The organism is Bradyrhizobium sp. LB8.2 (assembly GCF_040548035.1).
Taxonomy (GTDB): Bacteria; Pseudomonadota; Alphaproteobacteria; order Rhizobiales; family Xanthobacteraceae; genus Bradyrhizobium.
Genome location: NZ_JBEPQV010000001.1, coordinates 244,978 through 261,953, shown reverse-complemented (window position 1 = coordinate 261,953; position 16,976 = coordinate 244,978). Strand labels below are relative to the sequence as shown.

Below are 16,976 nucleotides of genomic sequence, written 5' to 3'. Positions count from 1 at the left end.
TGGCGCAGCGAGCGGAGTTAGCGCGGCGATACCGAGCCCGGCTCCTGTGACCCTGCTCACTGGTGAGAGCCAGAGGACGCCAGTTACATTCTGGGCACAGCCGTACCCATACCGCTATGTGCCGGTTCGCCGTTGCCCCCTGGTGCGGGTCGAGACTCCCTATGGCTGGTACATGGATCGGGTTTGCGCGCCAGCCGGACCTGTTCTGCGTCGCGCGTATTGAGGTTCAACTGATCGGGCGGCCGCCGCCCGTTCGCGAAGATCATTTGAGGCAGCCGCACGGCTGAGCCGGCTGCCTTGGTTATTTCGTTTCGCAAAAATGCTACTTCTTTGCGCGCATAGCGCAGGTTCACCATAAGTATCTATGTCAGACGGGACAGGCTGTCGCATGGTGAAGATTGTGTTACTAGCTTGGCGTGGGCTGCATCAGCTGCGTGATTGCGTAAGCTGGCGGTGAATGGATCTCCTGGAGTGGTGATCCGGCCAAACGGACGCTGATAGAGGATACAATGACAGGGGTTTCAACCTATGATCTCGTGGGCAAACGTGTCTTTGTCGCGGGTCACCGGGGCATGGTCGGATCAGCTGTCGTCCGCAGGCTTGCATCAGAAAATTGCACAGTGCTGGTTGCCGATCGGCGTGAGCTAGACCTCACAAAGGAAGAGCCCACGCTGAAATGGCTGGAGACCAATCGTCCCCAGGTCGTCGTTCACGCCGCGGCAAAGGTTGGCGGTATCGCTGCCAACAACAATTTCCCGGTCGACTTTCTCTGCGAAAATCTCGCGCTTGAATTGAACTTGATTCGCGCAAGTCACGCAGTTGGCGTGCAGCGCCTGCTGTTCCTTGGCTCGTCCTGCATCTATCCTAAGCACGCCAAGCAGCCGATCGCCGAAAACGAACTACTCACTGGGCCACTTGAACCAACCAACGAGTGGTACGCAATCGCCAAGATTGCTGGCCTTAAGATGTGCCAAGCTTATCGTCGGCAATATGGTGATGATTTTATCTCTGTCATGCCTACAAATCTTTACGGCCGTGGCGACAATTATCATCCGGACCATAGTCACGTACCAGCTGCGCTGATCCGGCGCTTCCACGAAGCGAAAATTGCTAATGCCTTGAGCGTCTCCGTATGGGGCACTGGCACGCCACTTCGCGAATTTCTCAACGTCGAGGATTTTGCCGATGCCTGCGTCTTCCTTCTGAAGAACTATTCAAGTGATCTTCCGATCAATGTTGGCAGTGGCGAGGAGTTGTCAATTGCTGAATTCGCAGCCGCTGTAGCGGACGTTGTGGGTTACGAAGGCAAGTTAATTTTCGATAACTCCAAACCTGATGGTACCCCACGAAAGCTGCTCGACAGTTCTCGGATTCGAGCTCTTGGTTGGAGGCCGAATACCTTGCTGTTGTCCGGATTGGCTGCCGCATACAATGATTTTCGGAATGGCTGCGGGCGCCACCTAGAGATCACGGCAACCAACTGAGCTCGTTATCTGCGCTAAATCGCCAGGCTATTTGCTGGCGACATAGTAGCTTCAGACATCATAACTAATTGCGTTCTCGCGCCAGTTGCACGCGGTTTAGAATAGAGGATGTCCTAGAGAGGCCTTCCCGTGCTCGTGAGTTCCATACTCCTCTTCTCGTCTTCTAGACTCCTACAGTGGTGTCCGACCGCGCTTTGTGACAACGCAGGTATGGCGTGGAAGCGATCAATGTGCAACGCGTGCAAGAGGTGGTCGTGAGAAACCTGCGTCCGGCGACTGAGACCCAACTCGCGCAAAGCTCTCTGAGGCAAGCAGGTTTGATGGCCTGCGCGGCTGGGCCATGCGGCTGGATGATGAATCTGTTTCGCGCAGTCTTCATCGCCAAACGGGCAATCGTTGACGACGCTCTTCAGAACCGATTATAGAATAGAGATCGAATTCGCGGCCGGAGCTCGGATGCCGATCACGGGCCGGGTTGACGAGAAGCGCTGACCGCAGCCCTTTCGGCGCTGACCGATGGACGCCGCGATGCATTAATCGAAAACATTGCTGCCGGCCCTAGGACCGCTTTGCTCGCTTCATCGATGACGCAGATCTGCCTGACAAACAAGCGGCGGAGCGTAAATTTGGGCGGTTGTTCGACATCAAACGCTCCATCAGTGGCAAGAATCCCGAAGCGCGTTAAGCGTGACAGACGCTGAACCGACTCCTGGTCGAAGTCCCGCAGAGTCTATATGCGCGAAGAGCTCGCCAATTTGTCTCGCAGCCATGACCTAGTCAAGGCGTTCAACTACATCTTCAAGCGTTGTTTGAGCTTCACACTGCTTCTGGGAGGACGAGCCACTCCGCCTCTCGTTCAACGCCGCCAAACGATATGCTTTGATGAAGCGAGGGGCTCAGATCAATACCCCCCATCTCACGGCAGCCTGGAGCAACTCATCAGCCCGCGAGAATTCGCGCGTATGCCTTAAGAACGTGAGCTTGCTTTGAACTCCAAGTGTGATTCTCTAATACCTCATCTCTTGCTTCGCGCCCGATCAAGGCACGCATATTAGCATCAAGAGCTAACTCGACGATGGCGTGAGAGATAGATTCCACCGTTTTGCGGTATGTGTCGATGGACACCAGTTTTCCCCCTCTCTTTGAGAGTATCGCCCTTGCTCCTTGATGGTCCAACGCAACTATCGGCAAAGCATTGCGCATAGCTTCAAGTAGGACATTTCCTGATGTATCTTGCACGCTGGTAAAAAGAAAAATATCGGCATTTGCCATATGCTCCTGTACCCGAGCATAAGGGATACCGCCGTGAAACTGAATCTGATTGGCTCGGGGCAGCATTTCAGCTTTCCTCTGTTCCTCTGCGAGGGCTGGACCATCCCCAACTATATCCAACCTCAATACCACATGAGGAGCGCACCGATCGGCGGCCATACGGAACGCCTCGATAGCCAAACCCAAACCTTTCCTTCTAAATACGTGACTAAGCCACAGGATCCGAATTTCTGCGCTGTTTTTCTTCTTGCAAGCCATCGGCGCTTGAGGCTCGTCATCAATGGCTGTTTCCAGCAAAAACATTGACTTTCGGGAATCTATCTTGATTCTATTTGCCGTTTCTTCGTTAGCAAAGAAGACTAGGCGCGCTCTCCAAATAGCCAAGACGACCGCGGGATTGTAGCGTGCGGCCTGCTTCAGCACACTTCGCAGGCGCTCTTTCCACCACGAAGAACCATAAACCGCCTGCAAGGAAGGAGGTGCAACTTGTCCGCCTCCCACGGGTCCCCACACAAATGACGTAAATGGACATAACCAGAGAAATCCTGGCACATCGATGTTGTTGTATGTGACATGCTGAATGATTTTGAAACGATTCTGCCAATGAAGAAATAAAACGCGCGGAAGAACAAAGATCTGCCACAGCAAATAGTAGAGCTTAATGAATCTCCAGTGGTGATTTCGCTGAACTGTTAGGGGGAGATCGAAGTAGTGAAATGTGACATTCTCAGCTAAGCGATCATTCCCGATGAGTGCCTTACTGTAGCGTCGCGTCAATACGTGAACATCAAACTCTCGCGAAAGCATCTTTGCCCAATTCCAGCCGACGTAGGGTTCAGAACCCGTCATTGGATCGCAGGCAAATGCCGATAGAAGTAGCGCTGGCTTGGTGCTGGTTGTGCGAGCCATTTCCTGCCGCCCTTAAGACTGTCTACAATGCGCTTGTAACGTCGCGCCGGGCTAGGGGAAGCTTGGCCGAGAAGAATGAAGTCGCCCGATACAAGACGCTTGCCGCACCGAATAAGATCAAAACGAAAACCAGAATGTTAAAGGGGAAGGCCACCCCCTCTAACCCGAAACTCGCAATAAGAGGGACTTGTACCAGGTAAATATGTAGCGTGAGCTTGCTAAGGATCTTCACCGGCGACGCAAGATATTTCTTGATCACCGCCTCAACCTTAGAATCTCGAAGCGTGTTGTAAACAGCGATCACCCAGAGGCAAGCAAGCACGTTAGCTCCCGCTTGAAGAGCATAAAGGCCTGAAGCTCTCAGGACCGCCAAAAATAGAAAGTACGCGACGGTTAAACCAAAAAGGCTCCGGAGACCCAGCCTGGTAGACTTCGGCGGGTCAAACTTCGCCAAGTAAATTCCTACTATCATTATTCCAAAGTAAAAGAACGTTTTGAGTACAACATGATCCTCAGCGCTCCATCTATCGAAATCGACCACTGCAAGATAGGTAACCGCATAGGCTAAGGTCGTCGCAATTGCGGAAACGAGCAGTGCGCGCTCCGTGCCATAACGGATCAATACGTAGCAGGGAACATATAGCACAGCGATAGAAGGCAAAAACCAATACATGCCGGGGAACAGAAAGGCGGATATCGCCTCCCAAACAGTCTCCACAGTTACGAGACGGAAAGCGACGAGAACAATCATTACGGTCCATAGCGGAACGTAGATGCGCGCGATTCTTCTGACGTACCATGCGCCGAAATGTTCAGGACGACCAATCAATCCAAGCCCGATGATATAGCTCGACGCGAAAAAGAAGAGGCAATTCCCGAGAAGGCCTCCCGTAGCGAGCTCGCGAATGGGATAGAACGGTTTTAGATGCGACTGCGTAACCAGGAGAATAGCAAAGGCTTTAATTGCATCGATGGCGATCATAAATTGAAGCTCCATGTCGGTGACATTCCATGTCATCACCGACGCAGGCAAACTATCCAATGCGCCGCGAGGAGCGCAAAAGTAATTCCGCGGTAACCCTAAGCACGAACATCGGGGCAAGTATTAAATATCTACGCCAAAGTCGGCGCGGCTCCCTGATTAGCCTATAGAGCCACTCAAGGCCATTGTTTCGCATCCAAGCCGGCGCCCTCTGAATGTCGCCGGAGTGAAAATCGAACGCAGCTCCAACACCGATAAATACCCCGCGGCCAACTGCGTGCGCAGCCTTTGCTATCCAATACTCTTGCTTAGGACTTGATATGCCGACCCAAACTATGCCGGCATTGCTCGCGCGGATTACTTCCATGTCCTCTCGACAGAGTTCCAAGACATCAAAATCGGGCCCGATATTTAGCATCGGGGGACTATAGATGCCCGCGACTCGCAGCCCTGGATATCTTTGACTAAGAGTTTCAGCCATTCGTTGAGCAACGCCTGGCTTACCACCGTAGAAGAAGTGGCTTTGTCCAGTCGACAACGAAAGCCGGCATACCGCATCCACGAGATCAGCACCGGGCACCCGGCCGATGCTATCTCTGAAACCCTTCACCTGTGCGACCCAGACTAACGGCGTCCCATCCGCAACAATGAGATCAGCATCCCTATGGAGGTCAAAAAGCTCCGTCTGCTTTACAGCCTGCATGAGACTGGGCACGTCCCGTACAAACACAGAGTAAGCATTCAGACGGTCCTCCGCCCACATCATTATTTGTTCGCTCGCTCGCGTCAAATTCACCAAGCTTACGGGAACGCCGAGCACGCTAACTCGACCAATTTTCGTTTGCATAATGCCTTCTGAGTCATTGATTCGAAGTTATTAGAACGATCGCAAAAAGGGGGCTTCGATCATCTGAAGAAACTAAAAAGCAAGCTTCCGCTCAAGCAGATCCGCGCGCGGCTGATCATTCCCAACGTCGACGAGGCGAAAGCTCGATACCTGGGATTCTTATGTCATCCACATTCCTTTCTCTCAAAATCCTCGCGAAGTCTGATTTGCGGTCCTGCGACAACTCAGACAATCTTCCGATCAAGTTTGATCGGGCCGAAGGTGATGACCGCTGAAGCGTCGTCACAGCCGCATCATACAATCCTGATCGCACTAGCGCCACGAACTCGAAAAACAGCGCCTCTTGCACTGCGGGTTCAAGATCCTGCGCGCGATCCAGGAAGATCGGATTTCTCATGGAAGCGAGCCACCCCTCATTTGGAGCCAGCTCGTAGGAGAACGCGAGGCATGCTGACACCCCGCCCGGCGATAAGCCATGCTTCGGGCCAATGTATGCGATCACCAGCCAAAGGAAGGCATCTGTCGGTAGAAAATCCATCGCCTCGGACGCACTCCGATAAAGCTCGGCTGCTTCGTCTCCGACACTACCTTTGTTCTCCACCAACCATGTTTGAAGGACGGTAAGCTCATGGTAGAGTGTTGGTCTGCGCTCTTCTAGCCGGTGTATCACATCAGCAATCTCAGATGCGTTTGAACTCGGTCGCTCCCCGCGCTTAATCACTCCGGAGAACTGTCTGATCGAACTGTCCGCCTCGAAGTAAGGAACAACATCTGTCGCCCACATTATTCCGCACAGTCCAATAACGATGGTTGCGATTCTCCAGACCCAGCAGATCACTTCTAACCGCTCATGCTACGTACTGATGCAGCTCCATAGTCTGCCCCATAGTAACTCTTTTCATAGTAGCTTTCGTAGCGGGAAAGCACGTTAGCATTTACTTTATTCAATACGACTCCCAGCGTCTTTTCCTTAATCTCAGGCGCTGATTGCAACTGATGCTGAACCAAGCTGGTGCGAGTTTGGCCCCATTCTACGACGAAGAGAAAATAGTCGACTACGCCAGAGGCAGCGCGGACATCTACAACCGGGGCAAGCGGGGGAAAGTCGATTATGACGTACTCGTACATACCCCTAAGTCTTTCGATAAGTTTGCCAAATGCCGCGGATGATAGGACTTCGTTACTATGCACAATGCGCGAATTGATAACGGCGGGCAAAAAACTCAGACTCGTTTGTTCATCATGATGCATCGCGCTCTCAATCGACACGCTTCCATCGAGCACTTGGAGAACGCCAGAAACCGCTTCCGGCGACAGTGAACGGGTCAAAGTAGGGTTGCGCAGATCTCCATCGACGAGCACCACCGACTTACCTGCATGCGCGATCAACTGCGCGAAGTTCGATGAAACGGTGGATTTGCCTTCCTTCGGCAAAGTCGAAGTTATCCCAATCACCTTTGTTGCTTGAATTCTACCGCTGATATCCACCGCCACCTTGATCGAACGCAACGCCTCTGCAAAAGGCGATAAAGGATCATCAATCACGTGACGAACAGACCAGCGCTCGATTAGCGCCTGGCGTTGACCGAGGTCGATTTCCTTTCGCATTCGGCGGCCCTCACGATGGTCGACAGACTTATCTGTGTCGTCTTCCGCGAGAAGCGGCAAAACAGCTAAGCAACTTAGGTTCAAAGTACCTTCGACTTGACGGGCCGTCCTGAATACCCTGTCTGTCGCTTCTCGTACGGCCGCGACAGCAAAGCTGAGTAGCAAGCCAATCGTGCCAGCAATGCTGACTACCATTGCTGGCACAGGACTGCTTTTCTGCGATGGTGGAGCGGCGGCGCTAATGACGCGTGCTTCCGTGATCGGAAATGACTGCTGCTGAAGTGCCTCCATGTATCGCTGAAGAAAATTGTCGTAGATGTTGTGGTATACTTGAGCAGTACTCTCGAGGTCGCGCAATCCAAGTCTGTCGCGATTTGTGCTTTGCGAATCTGCGACTAACCGAACCAGATCCTTCTCGACAGCTTCTTCTCGAGCTTTTGCAATCTTATAATCACTCATATAGCTCTCGCCAATGCGCCTAAGCTCATCAACTATCGATCGTCTGATCTCCTGCATCTGAGTTCGCAGATTGACAGCAGCAAGATGATCCCGACCGTAGCGCAACGACCAAACCGCCTCGCGATTTGCCATTTCCAGATATTGTGTACGTAGCTTGGTGATTACTTCGTTGCGAAGAGAATCCGCTACCGCGGCATCGGGTACTTCTTGCCTCAACATGTCCTGAATGCGCTCAAGGCGAGCTTTGGCTTCGGCTGTTGCAGCACGCGCGGTGCCAACTTGAGAATTGAGTTCGCCAAGCTGCTGTTCTCCCAACAACCTCGCTCCCGTAGAGGCGCCCGCTGCACCAACGTCGACGATATTGTTGCTCTCTTTGTAGTCGAGAACTGCCCGATCCGCTGTCGACACTTGCGCTCGCAGCTCACGAATGCGATCCTGCAACCACCCACTTGCGCGACGCGTTGCTTGATACTTCGCATCTAGCTGATCAACGATGTATGCATCGGCGATTGCATTGGCCACAAGTGCAGCCCTGTTTGGATCGAGCGAAGTGTAGCCGATATCTAACACATATGTTCGACCGACTCGCGATATTGTGCGCCTCGCCAGAAATGTGGCTAACGCCTCGCGCGAAAGCTTATCTTCCGATCGCTCCGACGAAGAGCGCCAGCTAAATAGGGGCGCTAGAAGGCCGCGACCGGCGCCGGAAAATTCCGGATCATTGATCAGCTTGCCTTCCCTGAGTACTGATAACCCCATATTTTCTGACTTAAGGATTTCAACCTGCGTCTCCACCTGGGCTGTGTCGATCGGCACATCTCCCATTGGAGACTGGCTTTGCTGCTGCAAAATTCTGACCTTACTCGAATCGATTAGTAACATCGCATGAGAAGCATATTTCGCAGGCGCGGTGATGAGGTAAGCGAAACTTAGGATAAGCGAAAAGGGGATGATGAATAAAAAGACCAAGTACTGCCGACGAGCTATTCTCCAGAGATTTTCCATAATTTCTGAAAAGGAGAAAAAATCGTTTTGTCCCGGCGGATCAGAATAATAATCTTGATCTTGCTTGCGCAAGGAAACGGGCGCGTTCATGATTTTTAGCTTTTCCAAAGGGTTTTCAGCGGCTTCTTAACATGGTCAGAGCGACGATCAAAGCTAGGTGGGGCCGCCCAGCACAGCCAAACTTGCACTTGCTTAACGAGCTAAGGATCCAAGGAATTTAGATCGTTTCCGACAAACGGCGACGGTCAGACCACCGTCATTTGACGCCTTTCGAAAGCTCATCCCTCTGCAAAGCTTGTGATATGCCGATACCCAGGAGAGCAAACACGACAATGGAGAACCCGGCGACCTGCAATGAAAAATCAAACATAGAATGCAAAAGAGCAATCAGCGAAACGGAGAGCGATATTAGTGGGACTAACGAGCGTCGACGACTCCCCCACAGTCCGCGCACTAAAATGACGAGACCGCCAATCCAAGCGAGGCTGATGACCATTGTCAGCGGGAGGCCGAGCTCTGCCGCCATTTCAAGGGGTGTCGAATGCGCAGCATCCCAGACCCCCCACATTGAGACATCGCTTGAGCGATAGGCGGGGAAAGCCCACTCAAAAGTGCCAAGACCGGTACCGAACCAGATATTGTCCGTGATAATTTCCAATGTCGACCGCCAGGCGGCAATTCTGGCTGTGTCCCAAAGGCCATAGAGCTCGATTCGGCTCGTAACACTGCCTCCCACGATCGCTAGAAGCGCCAAAACGATGAGACCAATTATCGGTGCGACAACTACCAGAGATTTGCCACGTGGCAGATCTCCACGGAAATAGATCGTAAACGTAACAAGGAGGAGAGACATCGAGATCAATACCCCGCCTCGCGAACCCGTCATAAACATTGCCGTGATGCAGAGCGACAACATCGCCAAGCGGATCAAAAGGATCTTTGACGAATTAGAAAGGAGCTGGCTCGGCACTTGGAGCCAGCGAATTTCCCCCCTTGGAAGATGGCGCCGAACGCTCTCAAGCAATAATCCCAGCCAGACCACGCTGCACGAGCCGAAGTACGTAGCGGCAGTATTGCGGTTAATGAATGTAGAGGTGAGACTGCCGACGTAGGCAGTCTTCTCCCGCCAAAGAACCACAGTGGGCTCAAAAACAAGAGCGAAGATGCCGTAGGCAGCATAGGCGGCTCCGGCCCAAGCCATAACACGAAGCCCAGCCCGAGAACGTCGAAGGTCAACACCAAGTACCAGACCCAACAGCAGCGCAGCAATGTTGGCAAAGGGCACTCCCAACGAAAAGTATGGTTCTTCACGAACAATGGAAACGAAAGGCTTGATCGGCCGGCCCAGGGCTTGAGACGCCTTAGCCCAGATCGGATGATAGGACGCGATCCACGGACGTTCAGCCAGTTGTTCGTGCAAGACAAACAGAAAACAAACACATACAAAACAAATGCCAATTAATACACCGAGATGGGGGCGGCGCAGATGGCGGGGCGAAGCAAGGATGCCCCCGCAACTTAGCAAGACACACCAGAAGGCTACTGTGGTTGGCTCGCGAGAACCGAACAAAAAGGGTGGCGCCGCGAGCGAAACATATAAAATTGCAGCCGCCGCCCGATCGCTCCAGACGCCGCTGCTTTCTCGCGTGATCCGGCTTGACGCAGATCGCACATAGTCCATTTCGTGACGCAAGCCCGCGCGCACTGAAAAAGGCATAGCAATCCGCTGTCGCTTAACCGATCTCAGAGTGCCCCTTGGAATTTTTCGGGTACGCGAGTCAACGATCGCTCACACTGGTCGCCGCGCTGCCGACTGATCCCGTCGTCGTGCTTGATCCCGAATTCGGAAAGCGAAGTCCGCCCGCTGGGACTCCACCACCATTCGCCCCTCCTGACGCAAGACCAGCATTTCCGGTTGCTCCGCCGCTACCGGTGCCGCCGCCGCCCGTCGCGGCGATCGTCACGTCGCCTGTTGCAGCCTGATACGCTGCGATCACATCTGGATTTGCCGTGCCCGCGATCGCACTCTGAATTTCATTGGCGAATGCTTGATCTTGCTGCGCCGCCATACGCGCAAGCTGCGCTAGCCCAGCCACGATCGCGCGCATTTGGTCCCTTGTAGTGGCCGCATCTTTTACGAGCGCAATCAGGACCGGCACTGTGGTTGGATCGGAGGCACCAAGATCGCGAACCCGGGAAATCAACTGTGCGCCGCCCGAGGAAAATTGCTGCAAAAGCGCAGCCGGCGAGGCCTTGAAATCAGAGATCAGTTGAGCCGAAAGCTGCCGGTTCGCGGGGTAAATCGCAGCATTGGCTGTAGCGACGACCGAGGCGGCCAAAGCCGCAGCGTAGAACATCCCCAGCGCAGGCCTTATTGCGCGCATAGAGCCCCTCCGAAATGAGCCGCCCCAAATCATTTTTTAACCAACCATCGTTGAAAGATGCAGTACCCAATCCTTATCCAAACGATAACAAGCTGTCCATCGAATCCGATAAGATTGTTAATATGTAGCTGCCCCAATCGAATTCCCGCATGTCGTTCCTTCAGAACGTGCCGGTCTTACTGTAGCTTTTTTTGTCCGCCGAGCACGACTAGATTCACGACAAAAATGATAACGAATGGAACGGGATAGCCTGCCAAGCGGCCAACACCCACGGGCGGTAGCGAAAGGCTAGCGCGAGCCCTCGGCTTGCGATGGCGAGGGAATTGGCGAGCGGCCACCGAGTGCTAAGCCAAGGAGATCCGACGTCTGCCTCCAGATCAGCTGGAACGGCGCAAGCACGAATGACCGGAGACCTGCTCATCCAGTTCGAGGGCGTGAGCGGCAACGATCACGCCGATGCCAGCGAGCAGCCACAGGCGCGGTCAGCGCAGATCGCGCGTCCTTGCGAAGATTACCGCGATCCTGAGGCACAGGCACCAGAACGCGATTGACAGATCATTGGTCGAGCCGAACGGAAACAGCGGCGCCGGCCAGCACGAAGAACAGGATAAAGGTAGCGGGCAAGCTCCACGATCAACGACTCCTGAATCAGTCCATGCTGGGAGGCCAAATGCGCACCGTCGTTCTTGCGTGCTTTGCTTGAGTCTAGAGGAAGCAATCGATCGGATAGATCTTCAGATCCACGTTCAAGCGGCTGATCCGGGTCTGCGCCCGAAAGCCGTAGAATAGCCCAAGGTTATCACTCCCCGACTCGAGTTTTATTCCGGGGGTTAATTCATCCGGCGGGACCAGATTGCCTATGTGACGGTTAATGCCGGATATCTCGATACGCCCCACCCCCTCGCCGAAATGCCCGGCGAGTTGAGTGACCGTCACCTTGGGCAGGCCCCGCCGCTGATGGCAGACCTCCTCCTCCCATAGCTTTGTTTGTTGGACGAGAGGTTTGCCCGTTCCCTCGGGCACAACGATATCCGGAAAGGACGGGTGCAGCATCCCGAAGAACCGGCTCTCCTTGGAATTCGCCGACAGGCGGACTGTGAATGAAACTTCGCCCTTGGCACCCCGAAGGCGCTGAAAGATCGGCGCGTCGGGCTCGGCAGAGACCACTACATCGATCCGGTGGCGTACTCCGAACTCCCCCGCCGCACCGGCAGCCTGCTCGAACAGAACAGGCCACCCGATGATGAGGGTCAGAAAACACCAGAATGTCTGCCGTCCAAACCGCATGACGCCCCTCGCAACACTGCGGGGTGACCGATGATCGGCACGCCTTGCTCAGTGGTGCCTTGATCCATAACCCGAAAAGGGCCGCCTTGATTGCTAAACGAAAATGGCACCGGGACAAAGCCCCGGTGCCATCGGATGTCGTGGATCAGGTTGGCCCCGCCCTACGGCGCCAACTTGATGTTGTTGCGGAAGATCAGCGCATTGTTGCCGAGATTCACAGCATCGTTGCCGGTCGCCATGATCACACGCAGGTAGGTCAAGAACTTGGCGACTTCGACGTTGCGCGAGTTCGATACGTAAATGATGTCCTGGTTCTTCATCATCACCTTGGTGGCGAGGAAGAAGCCACCCGGATCGCGGAAGTTCACGTTGAAGATGACCGGGATCGTCTCGCTTGTGTACCTGCTGACATCGATGCCGAGCTGGGCAGCAACCTCACGCGGCTCACGGCGATACAGGTAGACCGAAGCCGGATCAGCCTGACCATCCAGAAGACCACCAGCCTTGCCGACAGCTTCGCCGAGATTGATGCGCCAGGCATCAAAGTTGAATTCGCCGCTCTGACCACTGGCGCCGAACGCCAGGAACTTCTGCTGCTCGCGATAGACGTAGACGCTGTCGTCCGGACGAACGTAGATATTGTTCTCCGGGCTCATGACCAGATTCTCAAACGGCACGGTCGCCCGCTTGCCGGCGCGCTCCAGCATGACCCAAGTTTCGAAGCCCTGGCCCTTGATACCGCCTGCGCGCGTAATTGCGTCAAGCACCTTGTCCTTTGCACCCGCCGCACTCGCCGGATAACGCGCAGGCGCATTGACTTCGCCGAGCACGCTGATGAGCTGGGTCCGCTGCGAGGACATCGCAACCACGACCTGCGGCTCAATGGCGCGGTTGGCGATCTTGTCAACGACAGCGCGCTGAATTTGCACGGCAGTGAGGCCCGCCGCCTTCACCTGGCCGGCATACGGCACCGTGATAAAGCCGTCATTGTCGACGGCCTGGTCTGGGATCGTCACGAAGTTACCGGGGCGAACGCCGGCTTCCGCTGGAATGAACAGACCGCCCGCGGCCGCCTCGAAGATGGTGACGCTGACGACATCGCCAATGCCGAACACGATGCTTGCCGGCGGGCGACGGTCGGTAAATACGCCAGCGAGCCCTTTCGGCTCGTGGGTGTGCAGGATATTCACCGTAGCCGGATTGAGAGGGACCAGCTCGTAAGCTGGTGCGCTGTCAGTCTGGGTGTGGTTGTTGACGTCGTCGGTTAGGGGTCCCGAGCCTGGATTGGTCGAACATCCCCCAAGCGCCAAGCCCACGCTCAAAAGCGCCAGCGTCAAAACACGAGTCGTCGCAAATGGATGCATGAAGGCGCCTAGTGGTTCCCCAATTGACTCAATTCGTACGGGGTTGCGGGCAGTGCGACAAGACTTGCCCGGGCAAACAGGCCGGTTGCCCCTACGATCCGAGGACAACTGTTGCGTTCCAGTCACAGATTGGCCGGCGAGTTAACCCATTGTGAACATTTGGGGTATTTTTGGTGCGTGTTGCCAAGGCAATGTGCCTGGAAGAGGCCGTTTTTGTGATGGGGCTCTCCTGCTATTGAACTCTGGAAGTACTCCAGAAATGGGGGTCCTTACGTGCCTGTTTTCGCTATCGCGCTTTTAGGTCTGCTCGGGCCTATGGTTGCAGCTGCCTCATCAGAAGGCGGTTGCGTAGGCTTGCGAGCACGGCCTGAGTTGATCTGTCTCGTCCAGGTCGCCAGTCCTGCCCCGACGTCCGCCTGGAGATTCTCCCGCACCCAAGGCCCCAAGGAGGGGGAGAGTTTTGCCGCCATCACCAAAACAGCCGAGACCATGCAATCTGATCCCGATTTTGCCGGCCTGATTGTTCGCTGCGCGCCAAAAGGTAGGACGGAGGTGCTGGTGGCCCTAATCCGCCCCTTCCCGCCCAAGAGCCACCCCAAGGTCACGATCACTTCCACCACAGGAGGTGCTGTGACGGTCGAGGCCAGCATTGCGGCGGCCGGTGCCGCCGTCCTCCTGCCCGACGAGGTCTCCGCCTTTGCCGCCGGAAAGTGGCAGACGACGCCCTCGTTGTCCGTCCTCGTGAAGGAAAGCGACACCGAAATTAAAGGCGTGGTGGCCCTGAACGGGCTCCGGGAAGCGTATAACTCCCTGCTGGCAAATTGCGGCCAATAGACAAAATTTAGCCATACGACTTAAGGGTCTTTTTAGGGTGCGGAACCTAAGGTCCGGAGCACGGAGTGTTTCGGATGACCGAGCTTTTGATCTTCAGCTTTCTGGTGGGCGCAGTTCTGGGCCAACGCTTTCGCGTCCTGGTGCTCCTGCCGCTGACGTTCGTCATGCTGCTCGCCGCGATCCCGGTCGGCTGGATGGCCAATCTGGGCTTTCTCGATGGCCTGAAGGGCGTAGTGCTCGCGGCTATCGCGCTCCAGGCCGGTTATCTCTCTGGCTCGGCCGCCCGCTTTGCTCTCGCCGCTGGTCGTGCCGCCCGCGTGTTTGCCCGTCCGCTCAAGACCGCCCGCTGACCTCCTTTGTGGCGCATCAATCCGTCTGTCCCGCAGGCGACGCTTCGTTGATATGGGCTAGGAGCTGCGTGGGCTGCAGCGCTCTGTTTGAAAACTTGCCTCCGGCTTGTATGGTGGCCTGACCCTTTCAGGATTCCTTCCAGGCGCACGTTTGTCCTTCGCTTATTTTGCCCTCATCGTTTGCCTTGTCTCTGCATCCGCTCTCGACATTGCCGGCGCCAAATTCGGCGCGCAGCTCGGGATGATGGCTGCGGCGCTGAGCCTATTGGCAGCAGCCTTCAGCGCACGAAAGGCCGACTACCAGCACTATCTGCGTGCCACGGGGTGGGGCCACTGGGTTCTGATCGCCATTCCGCTTGGTATCGCAGCCCAGTTGGTGCCGCTTTGGCTCCGCTGGGCGCATCCGATCTGGGCGAGTGTGCAGGAGGCCTTGGGTGGCCTGCCATTTGGGCCGGTCACGGCCGACATCGGATTGACGCTGAACGCGCTGTTCTTGGCGCTTGCTGCTCTCTCTCTGGTCGGGGTTACGATTGTCGTGGTCCGCGACCGTGGCCGCGCCGAGCTGGTTCTATTCGTCTTGAGCGGAATAGCCACAGTCTGCGCCCTGGCTTTGGGTCTGAATCGGCTCTCGCCGGGACTTGTGGCCACCGCCCCCTTCGACCTGGCGACAACCTTTGCCGGCCTCGGCACTATGCTGAATTTGGCCGTCATGCAGTTGGCCGCTGAGCGGGCCGAAACGCGTCACTCGCTCGTTCGCTCGATTGCGATCGGCCTTTGCGGTCTCGTGGGCGCTCTCGCAGGGGCTGTTGCGATCTTTGGCTTGTCCGGCACGAACAGCGCGATCGCGGCAAGCTTCGGTGTTGTGCTGATCTTGCTGATCCTTGTCATTCGCCGGCTTGACCTGTCGCCCCTGGCTGCAGGCGCGCTGTCCGTTGCCGCATTGATCGGAGCGACCATCGTCCTGACCTTCCTCTTCGAGAAGAGTTCCGGCTCCATCCTCTTGCGGCTTGTCCCGGATATAGGTGCTGAAACAAGAGCCGCGCTTGAACGAATGTTGGCCGACACCCGATGGTTCGGTGCGGGCGCAGGGACCTTTTCGGCCCTAGGCAGGATCTACCAGAGCAATTCCGGTACGACTTTAACGGCGCCATCAGCCGCGATGGCGATCTTTACGGACACGGGATGGATTGGCCTGGCTGCCGCGCTGCTGGTGGGCGTGACAGCTCTGGCGCGACTTTTCTTGGGCGCTTTGCAGCGCGGACGCGACTCGTTCTTCCCTGCGACGGCCGCGGCCTGCCTTCTCTTCGCGCTGATTCAGGGCTTCGCCGGTCCAGGACTGCTGTACCCGGCGGCAATCCTGTGCCTTTCAGTGATCGTCGGACTGGGACTGTCGCAGAGCGTCAGCCGGTCCTTACGATAGTGCGAGTCATCAGGCGTCGCGATCGCCGCCGAGTGACGCCCAGTAATTCGGGTTCTTCGGCGTCTGAATGCGGACCCAGCGATAGGGCTTCTTCGACCAGGGCAGGATGCTCCCGGTGAGACTGTCCAGCACGAGATCGCCGGAGAAGGTGCGCACCACGACTAAGAGATGATGCTCACCCGAAGGCACCACGACCTCGCTGAGCAGCACCGAGCGCGCCGGAAAGCCCTTCGCGATCAAATCGTGGCGTTTTGTTACGGCATAGTCGTTGCAGTCCCCACTCGCAGGATGCAGAAGCCACTTCTCTCCTGCCAAGCCCTCCAGATTCGGTTCGGGTTGGATCGCAAGATTCACCTGACGGTTGACCTGGTTGAGTTCGGTCCAGCGCTGAGGCGTCAGCTTGAGCCGTCCGCCCCTGAACGGTATCCGGTGAGGCCTGCACTCCTTCTTGTATCTGAGACAGAAGATCGTGAACGCCATAGGCGGCAGCGTCGGCGCGTCGAACGTGATGTATTGAATTGCGCCGCGCAGTTCCATCGGCGCGGTTATCAAGTCCGCCTCCGCACCGTATGGAGCCCAAATCGATACGATCGAGACGATCGCCAGGAATCTCGCAGCCTTGCGCATCTTGTGCTCCCCGTTCGTGTGGAGGGGAAATTCACAAAACACCTTTCAAAGTATGGCTCACCGGCTGAATGTCAAACAACAACAACCTTCGGATGCATTAGTTCCCTGGTTGTCGAACTCGCCCGCACGTAGATCATCCTACGA

General features: G+C 55.6%; 15 protein-coding genes. 5 read left to right on the top strand and 10 right to left on the bottom strand.

Annotated features, from left to right (window positions below):
* Positions 1–509 precede the first annotated feature (509 nt).
* Positions 510–1,484 carry a GDP-L-fucose synthase family protein gene (locus ABIB06_RS01215; RefSeq protein ID WP_354068559.1) on the top strand — a complete coding sequence of 325 codons (975 nt, stop codon included), beginning with the start codon at positions 510–512 and terminating at the stop codon, positions 1,482–1,484.
* 939 nt (positions 1,485–2,423) lie between these two features.
* Here ABIB06_RS01215 and ABIB06_RS01205 read toward each other — a convergent pair.
* From ABIB06_RS01205 to ABIB06_RS01175, 7 genes are all read right to left on the bottom strand, one after another.
* Positions 2,424–3,665 carry a glycosyltransferase family 4 protein gene (locus ABIB06_RS01205; protein WP_354068561.1) on the bottom strand — a complete coding sequence of 414 codons (1,242 nt, stop codon included), beginning with the start codon at positions 3,663–3,665 and terminating at the stop codon, positions 2,424–2,426.
* 22 nt (positions 3,666–3,687) lie between these two features.
* Entirely contained in the window at positions 3,688–4,647 is a 960-nt protein-coding gene (locus ABIB06_RS01200; protein ID WP_354068563.1) for an acyltransferase family protein, read from the bottom strand.
* Positions 4,648–4,699: 52 nt separating this feature from the next.
* Entirely contained in the window at positions 4,700–5,494 is a 795-nt protein-coding gene (locus ABIB06_RS01195) for a WecB/TagA/CpsF family glycosyltransferase (protein ID WP_354068565.1), read from the bottom strand.
* A gap of 115 nt (positions 5,495–5,609) precedes the next feature.
* The gene (locus ABIB06_RS01190; protein ID WP_354068567.1) at positions 5,610–6,278 is read right to left on the bottom strand and encodes a hypothetical protein; all 669 of its coding nucleotides are present in this window, start codon (positions 6,276–6,278) and stop codon (positions 5,610–5,612) included.
* Between the two features lie 56 nt (positions 6,279–6,334).
* Positions 6,335–8,656: a polysaccharide biosynthesis tyrosine autokinase gene (locus tag ABIB06_RS01185; protein ID WP_354068569.1), complete on the bottom strand. Its 2,322-nt coding sequence runs from the start codon at positions 8,654–8,656 to the stop codon at positions 6,335–6,337.
* Between the two features lie 166 nt (positions 8,657–8,822).
* Positions 8,823–10,283: an O-antigen ligase family protein gene (locus ABIB06_RS01180; RefSeq protein ID WP_354068571.1), complete on the bottom strand. Its 1,461-nt coding sequence runs from the start codon at positions 10,281–10,283 to the stop codon at positions 8,823–8,825.
* A 61-nt stretch (positions 10,284–10,344) separates the two neighbouring features.
* Positions 10,345–10,923: a hypothetical protein gene (locus ABIB06_RS01175; protein ID WP_354068573.1), complete on the bottom strand. Its 579-nt coding sequence runs from the start codon at positions 10,921–10,923 to the stop codon at positions 10,345–10,347.
* Positions 10,924–11,351: 428 nt separating this feature from the next.
* Between ABIB06_RS01175 and ABIB06_RS01170 the strand changes: the two genes are divergently transcribed.
* The gene (locus tag ABIB06_RS01170) at positions 11,352–11,501 is read left to right on the top strand and encodes a hypothetical protein (RefSeq protein ID WP_354068575.1); all 150 of its coding nucleotides are present in this window, start codon (positions 11,352–11,354) and stop codon (positions 11,499–11,501) included.
* Positions 11,502–11,655: 154 nt separating this feature from the next.
* On the opposite strand, the gene ABIB06_RS01165 is transcribed toward ABIB06_RS01170, so the two are convergent.
* Positions 11,656–12,237, bottom strand: a complete 582-nt coding sequence (locus ABIB06_RS01165) for a hypothetical protein (RefSeq protein ID WP_354068765.1) — start codon at positions 12,235–12,237, stop codon at positions 11,656–11,658.
* A gap of 161 nt (positions 12,238–12,398) precedes the next feature.
* The gene (locus ABIB06_RS01160) at positions 12,399–13,601 is read right to left on the bottom strand and encodes a polysaccharide biosynthesis/export family protein (RefSeq protein ID WP_354068826.1); all 1,203 of its coding nucleotides are present in this window, start codon (positions 13,599–13,601) and stop codon (positions 12,399–12,401) included.
* Between the two features lie 372 nt (positions 13,602–13,973).
* On the opposite strand from ABIB06_RS01160, the gene ABIB06_RS01155 reads away from it, so the two are divergent.
* The 3 genes from ABIB06_RS01155 to ABIB06_RS01145 all read left to right on the top strand — a co-directional run bounded on the left by ABIB06_RS01155 (position 13,974) and on the right by ABIB06_RS01145 (position 16,205).
* The gene (locus tag ABIB06_RS01155; RefSeq protein WP_354068767.1) at positions 13,974–14,435 is read left to right on the top strand and encodes a hypothetical protein; all 462 of its coding nucleotides are present in this window, start codon (positions 13,974–13,976) and stop codon (positions 14,433–14,435) included.
* A gap of 74 nt (positions 14,436–14,509) precedes the next feature.
* Positions 14,510–14,785 carry a hypothetical protein gene (locus tag ABIB06_RS01150; RefSeq protein WP_354068769.1) on the top strand — a complete coding sequence of 92 codons (276 nt, stop codon included), beginning with the start codon at positions 14,510–14,512 and terminating at the stop codon, positions 14,783–14,785.
* 151 nt (positions 14,786–14,936) lie between these two features.
* Positions 14,937–16,205 carry a hypothetical protein gene (locus ABIB06_RS01145; RefSeq protein ID WP_354068771.1) on the top strand — a complete coding sequence of 423 codons (1,269 nt, stop codon included), beginning with the start codon at positions 14,937–14,939 and terminating at the stop codon, positions 16,203–16,205.
* Between the two features lie 9 nt (positions 16,206–16,214).
* Here the strand turns inward: ABIB06_RS01145 and ABIB06_RS01140 are convergent, their stop codons facing one another.
* Entirely contained in the window at positions 16,215–16,832 is a 618-nt protein-coding gene (locus tag ABIB06_RS01140) for a transglutaminase-like cysteine peptidase (RefSeq protein WP_354068773.1), read from the bottom strand.
* Positions 16,833–16,976: the final 144 nt, after the last annotated feature.

Coding starts and splice junctions, on each gene's coding strand:
- ABIB06_RS01215 (WP_354068559.1), top strand. CDS start 510: ATGACAGGGGTTTCAACCTATGATCTCGTGGGCAAACGTGTCTTTGTC.
- ABIB06_RS01185 (WP_354068569.1), bottom strand. CDS start 8,656: ATGAACGCGCCCGTTTCCTTGCGCAAGCAAGATCAAGATTATTATTCT.
- ABIB06_RS01195 (WP_354068565.1), bottom strand. CDS start 5,494: ATGCAAACGAAAATTGGTCGAGTTAGCGTGCTCGGCGTTCCCGTAAGC.
- ABIB06_RS01165 (WP_354068765.1), bottom strand. CDS start 12,237: ATGCGGTTTGGACGGCAGACATTCTGGTGTTTTCTGACCCTCATCATC.
- ABIB06_RS01190 (WP_354068567.1), bottom strand. CDS start 6,278: ATGTGGGCGACAGATGTTGTTCCTTACTTCGAGGCGGACAGTTCGATC.
- ABIB06_RS01180 (WP_354068571.1), bottom strand. CDS start 10,283: ATGCCTTTTTCAGTGCGCGCGGGCTTGCGTCACGAAATGGACTATGTG.
- ABIB06_RS01175 (WP_354068573.1), bottom strand. CDS start 10,923: ATGTTCTACGCTGCGGCTTTGGCCGCCTCGGTCGTCGCTACAGCCAAT.
- ABIB06_RS01205 (WP_354068561.1), bottom strand. CDS start 3,665: ATGGCTCGCACAACCAGCACCAAGCCAGCGCTACTTCTATCGGCATTT.
- ABIB06_RS01150 (WP_354068769.1), top strand. CDS start 14,510: ATGACCGAGCTTTTGATCTTCAGCTTTCTGGTGGGCGCAGTTCTGGGC.
- ABIB06_RS01200 (WP_354068563.1), bottom strand. CDS start 4,647: ATGATCGCCATCGATGCAATTAAAGCCTTTGCTATTCTCCTGGTTACG.
- ABIB06_RS01160 (WP_354068826.1), bottom strand. CDS start 13,601: ATGCATCCATTTGCGACGACTCGTGTTTTGACGCTGGCGCTTTTGAGC.
- ABIB06_RS01140 (WP_354068773.1), bottom strand. CDS start 16,832: ATGCGCAAGGCTGCGAGATTCCTGGCGATCGTCTCGATCGTATCGATT.
- ABIB06_RS01170 (WP_354068575.1), top strand. CDS start 11,352: ATGACCGGAGACCTGCTCATCCAGTTCGAGGGCGTGAGCGGCAACGAT.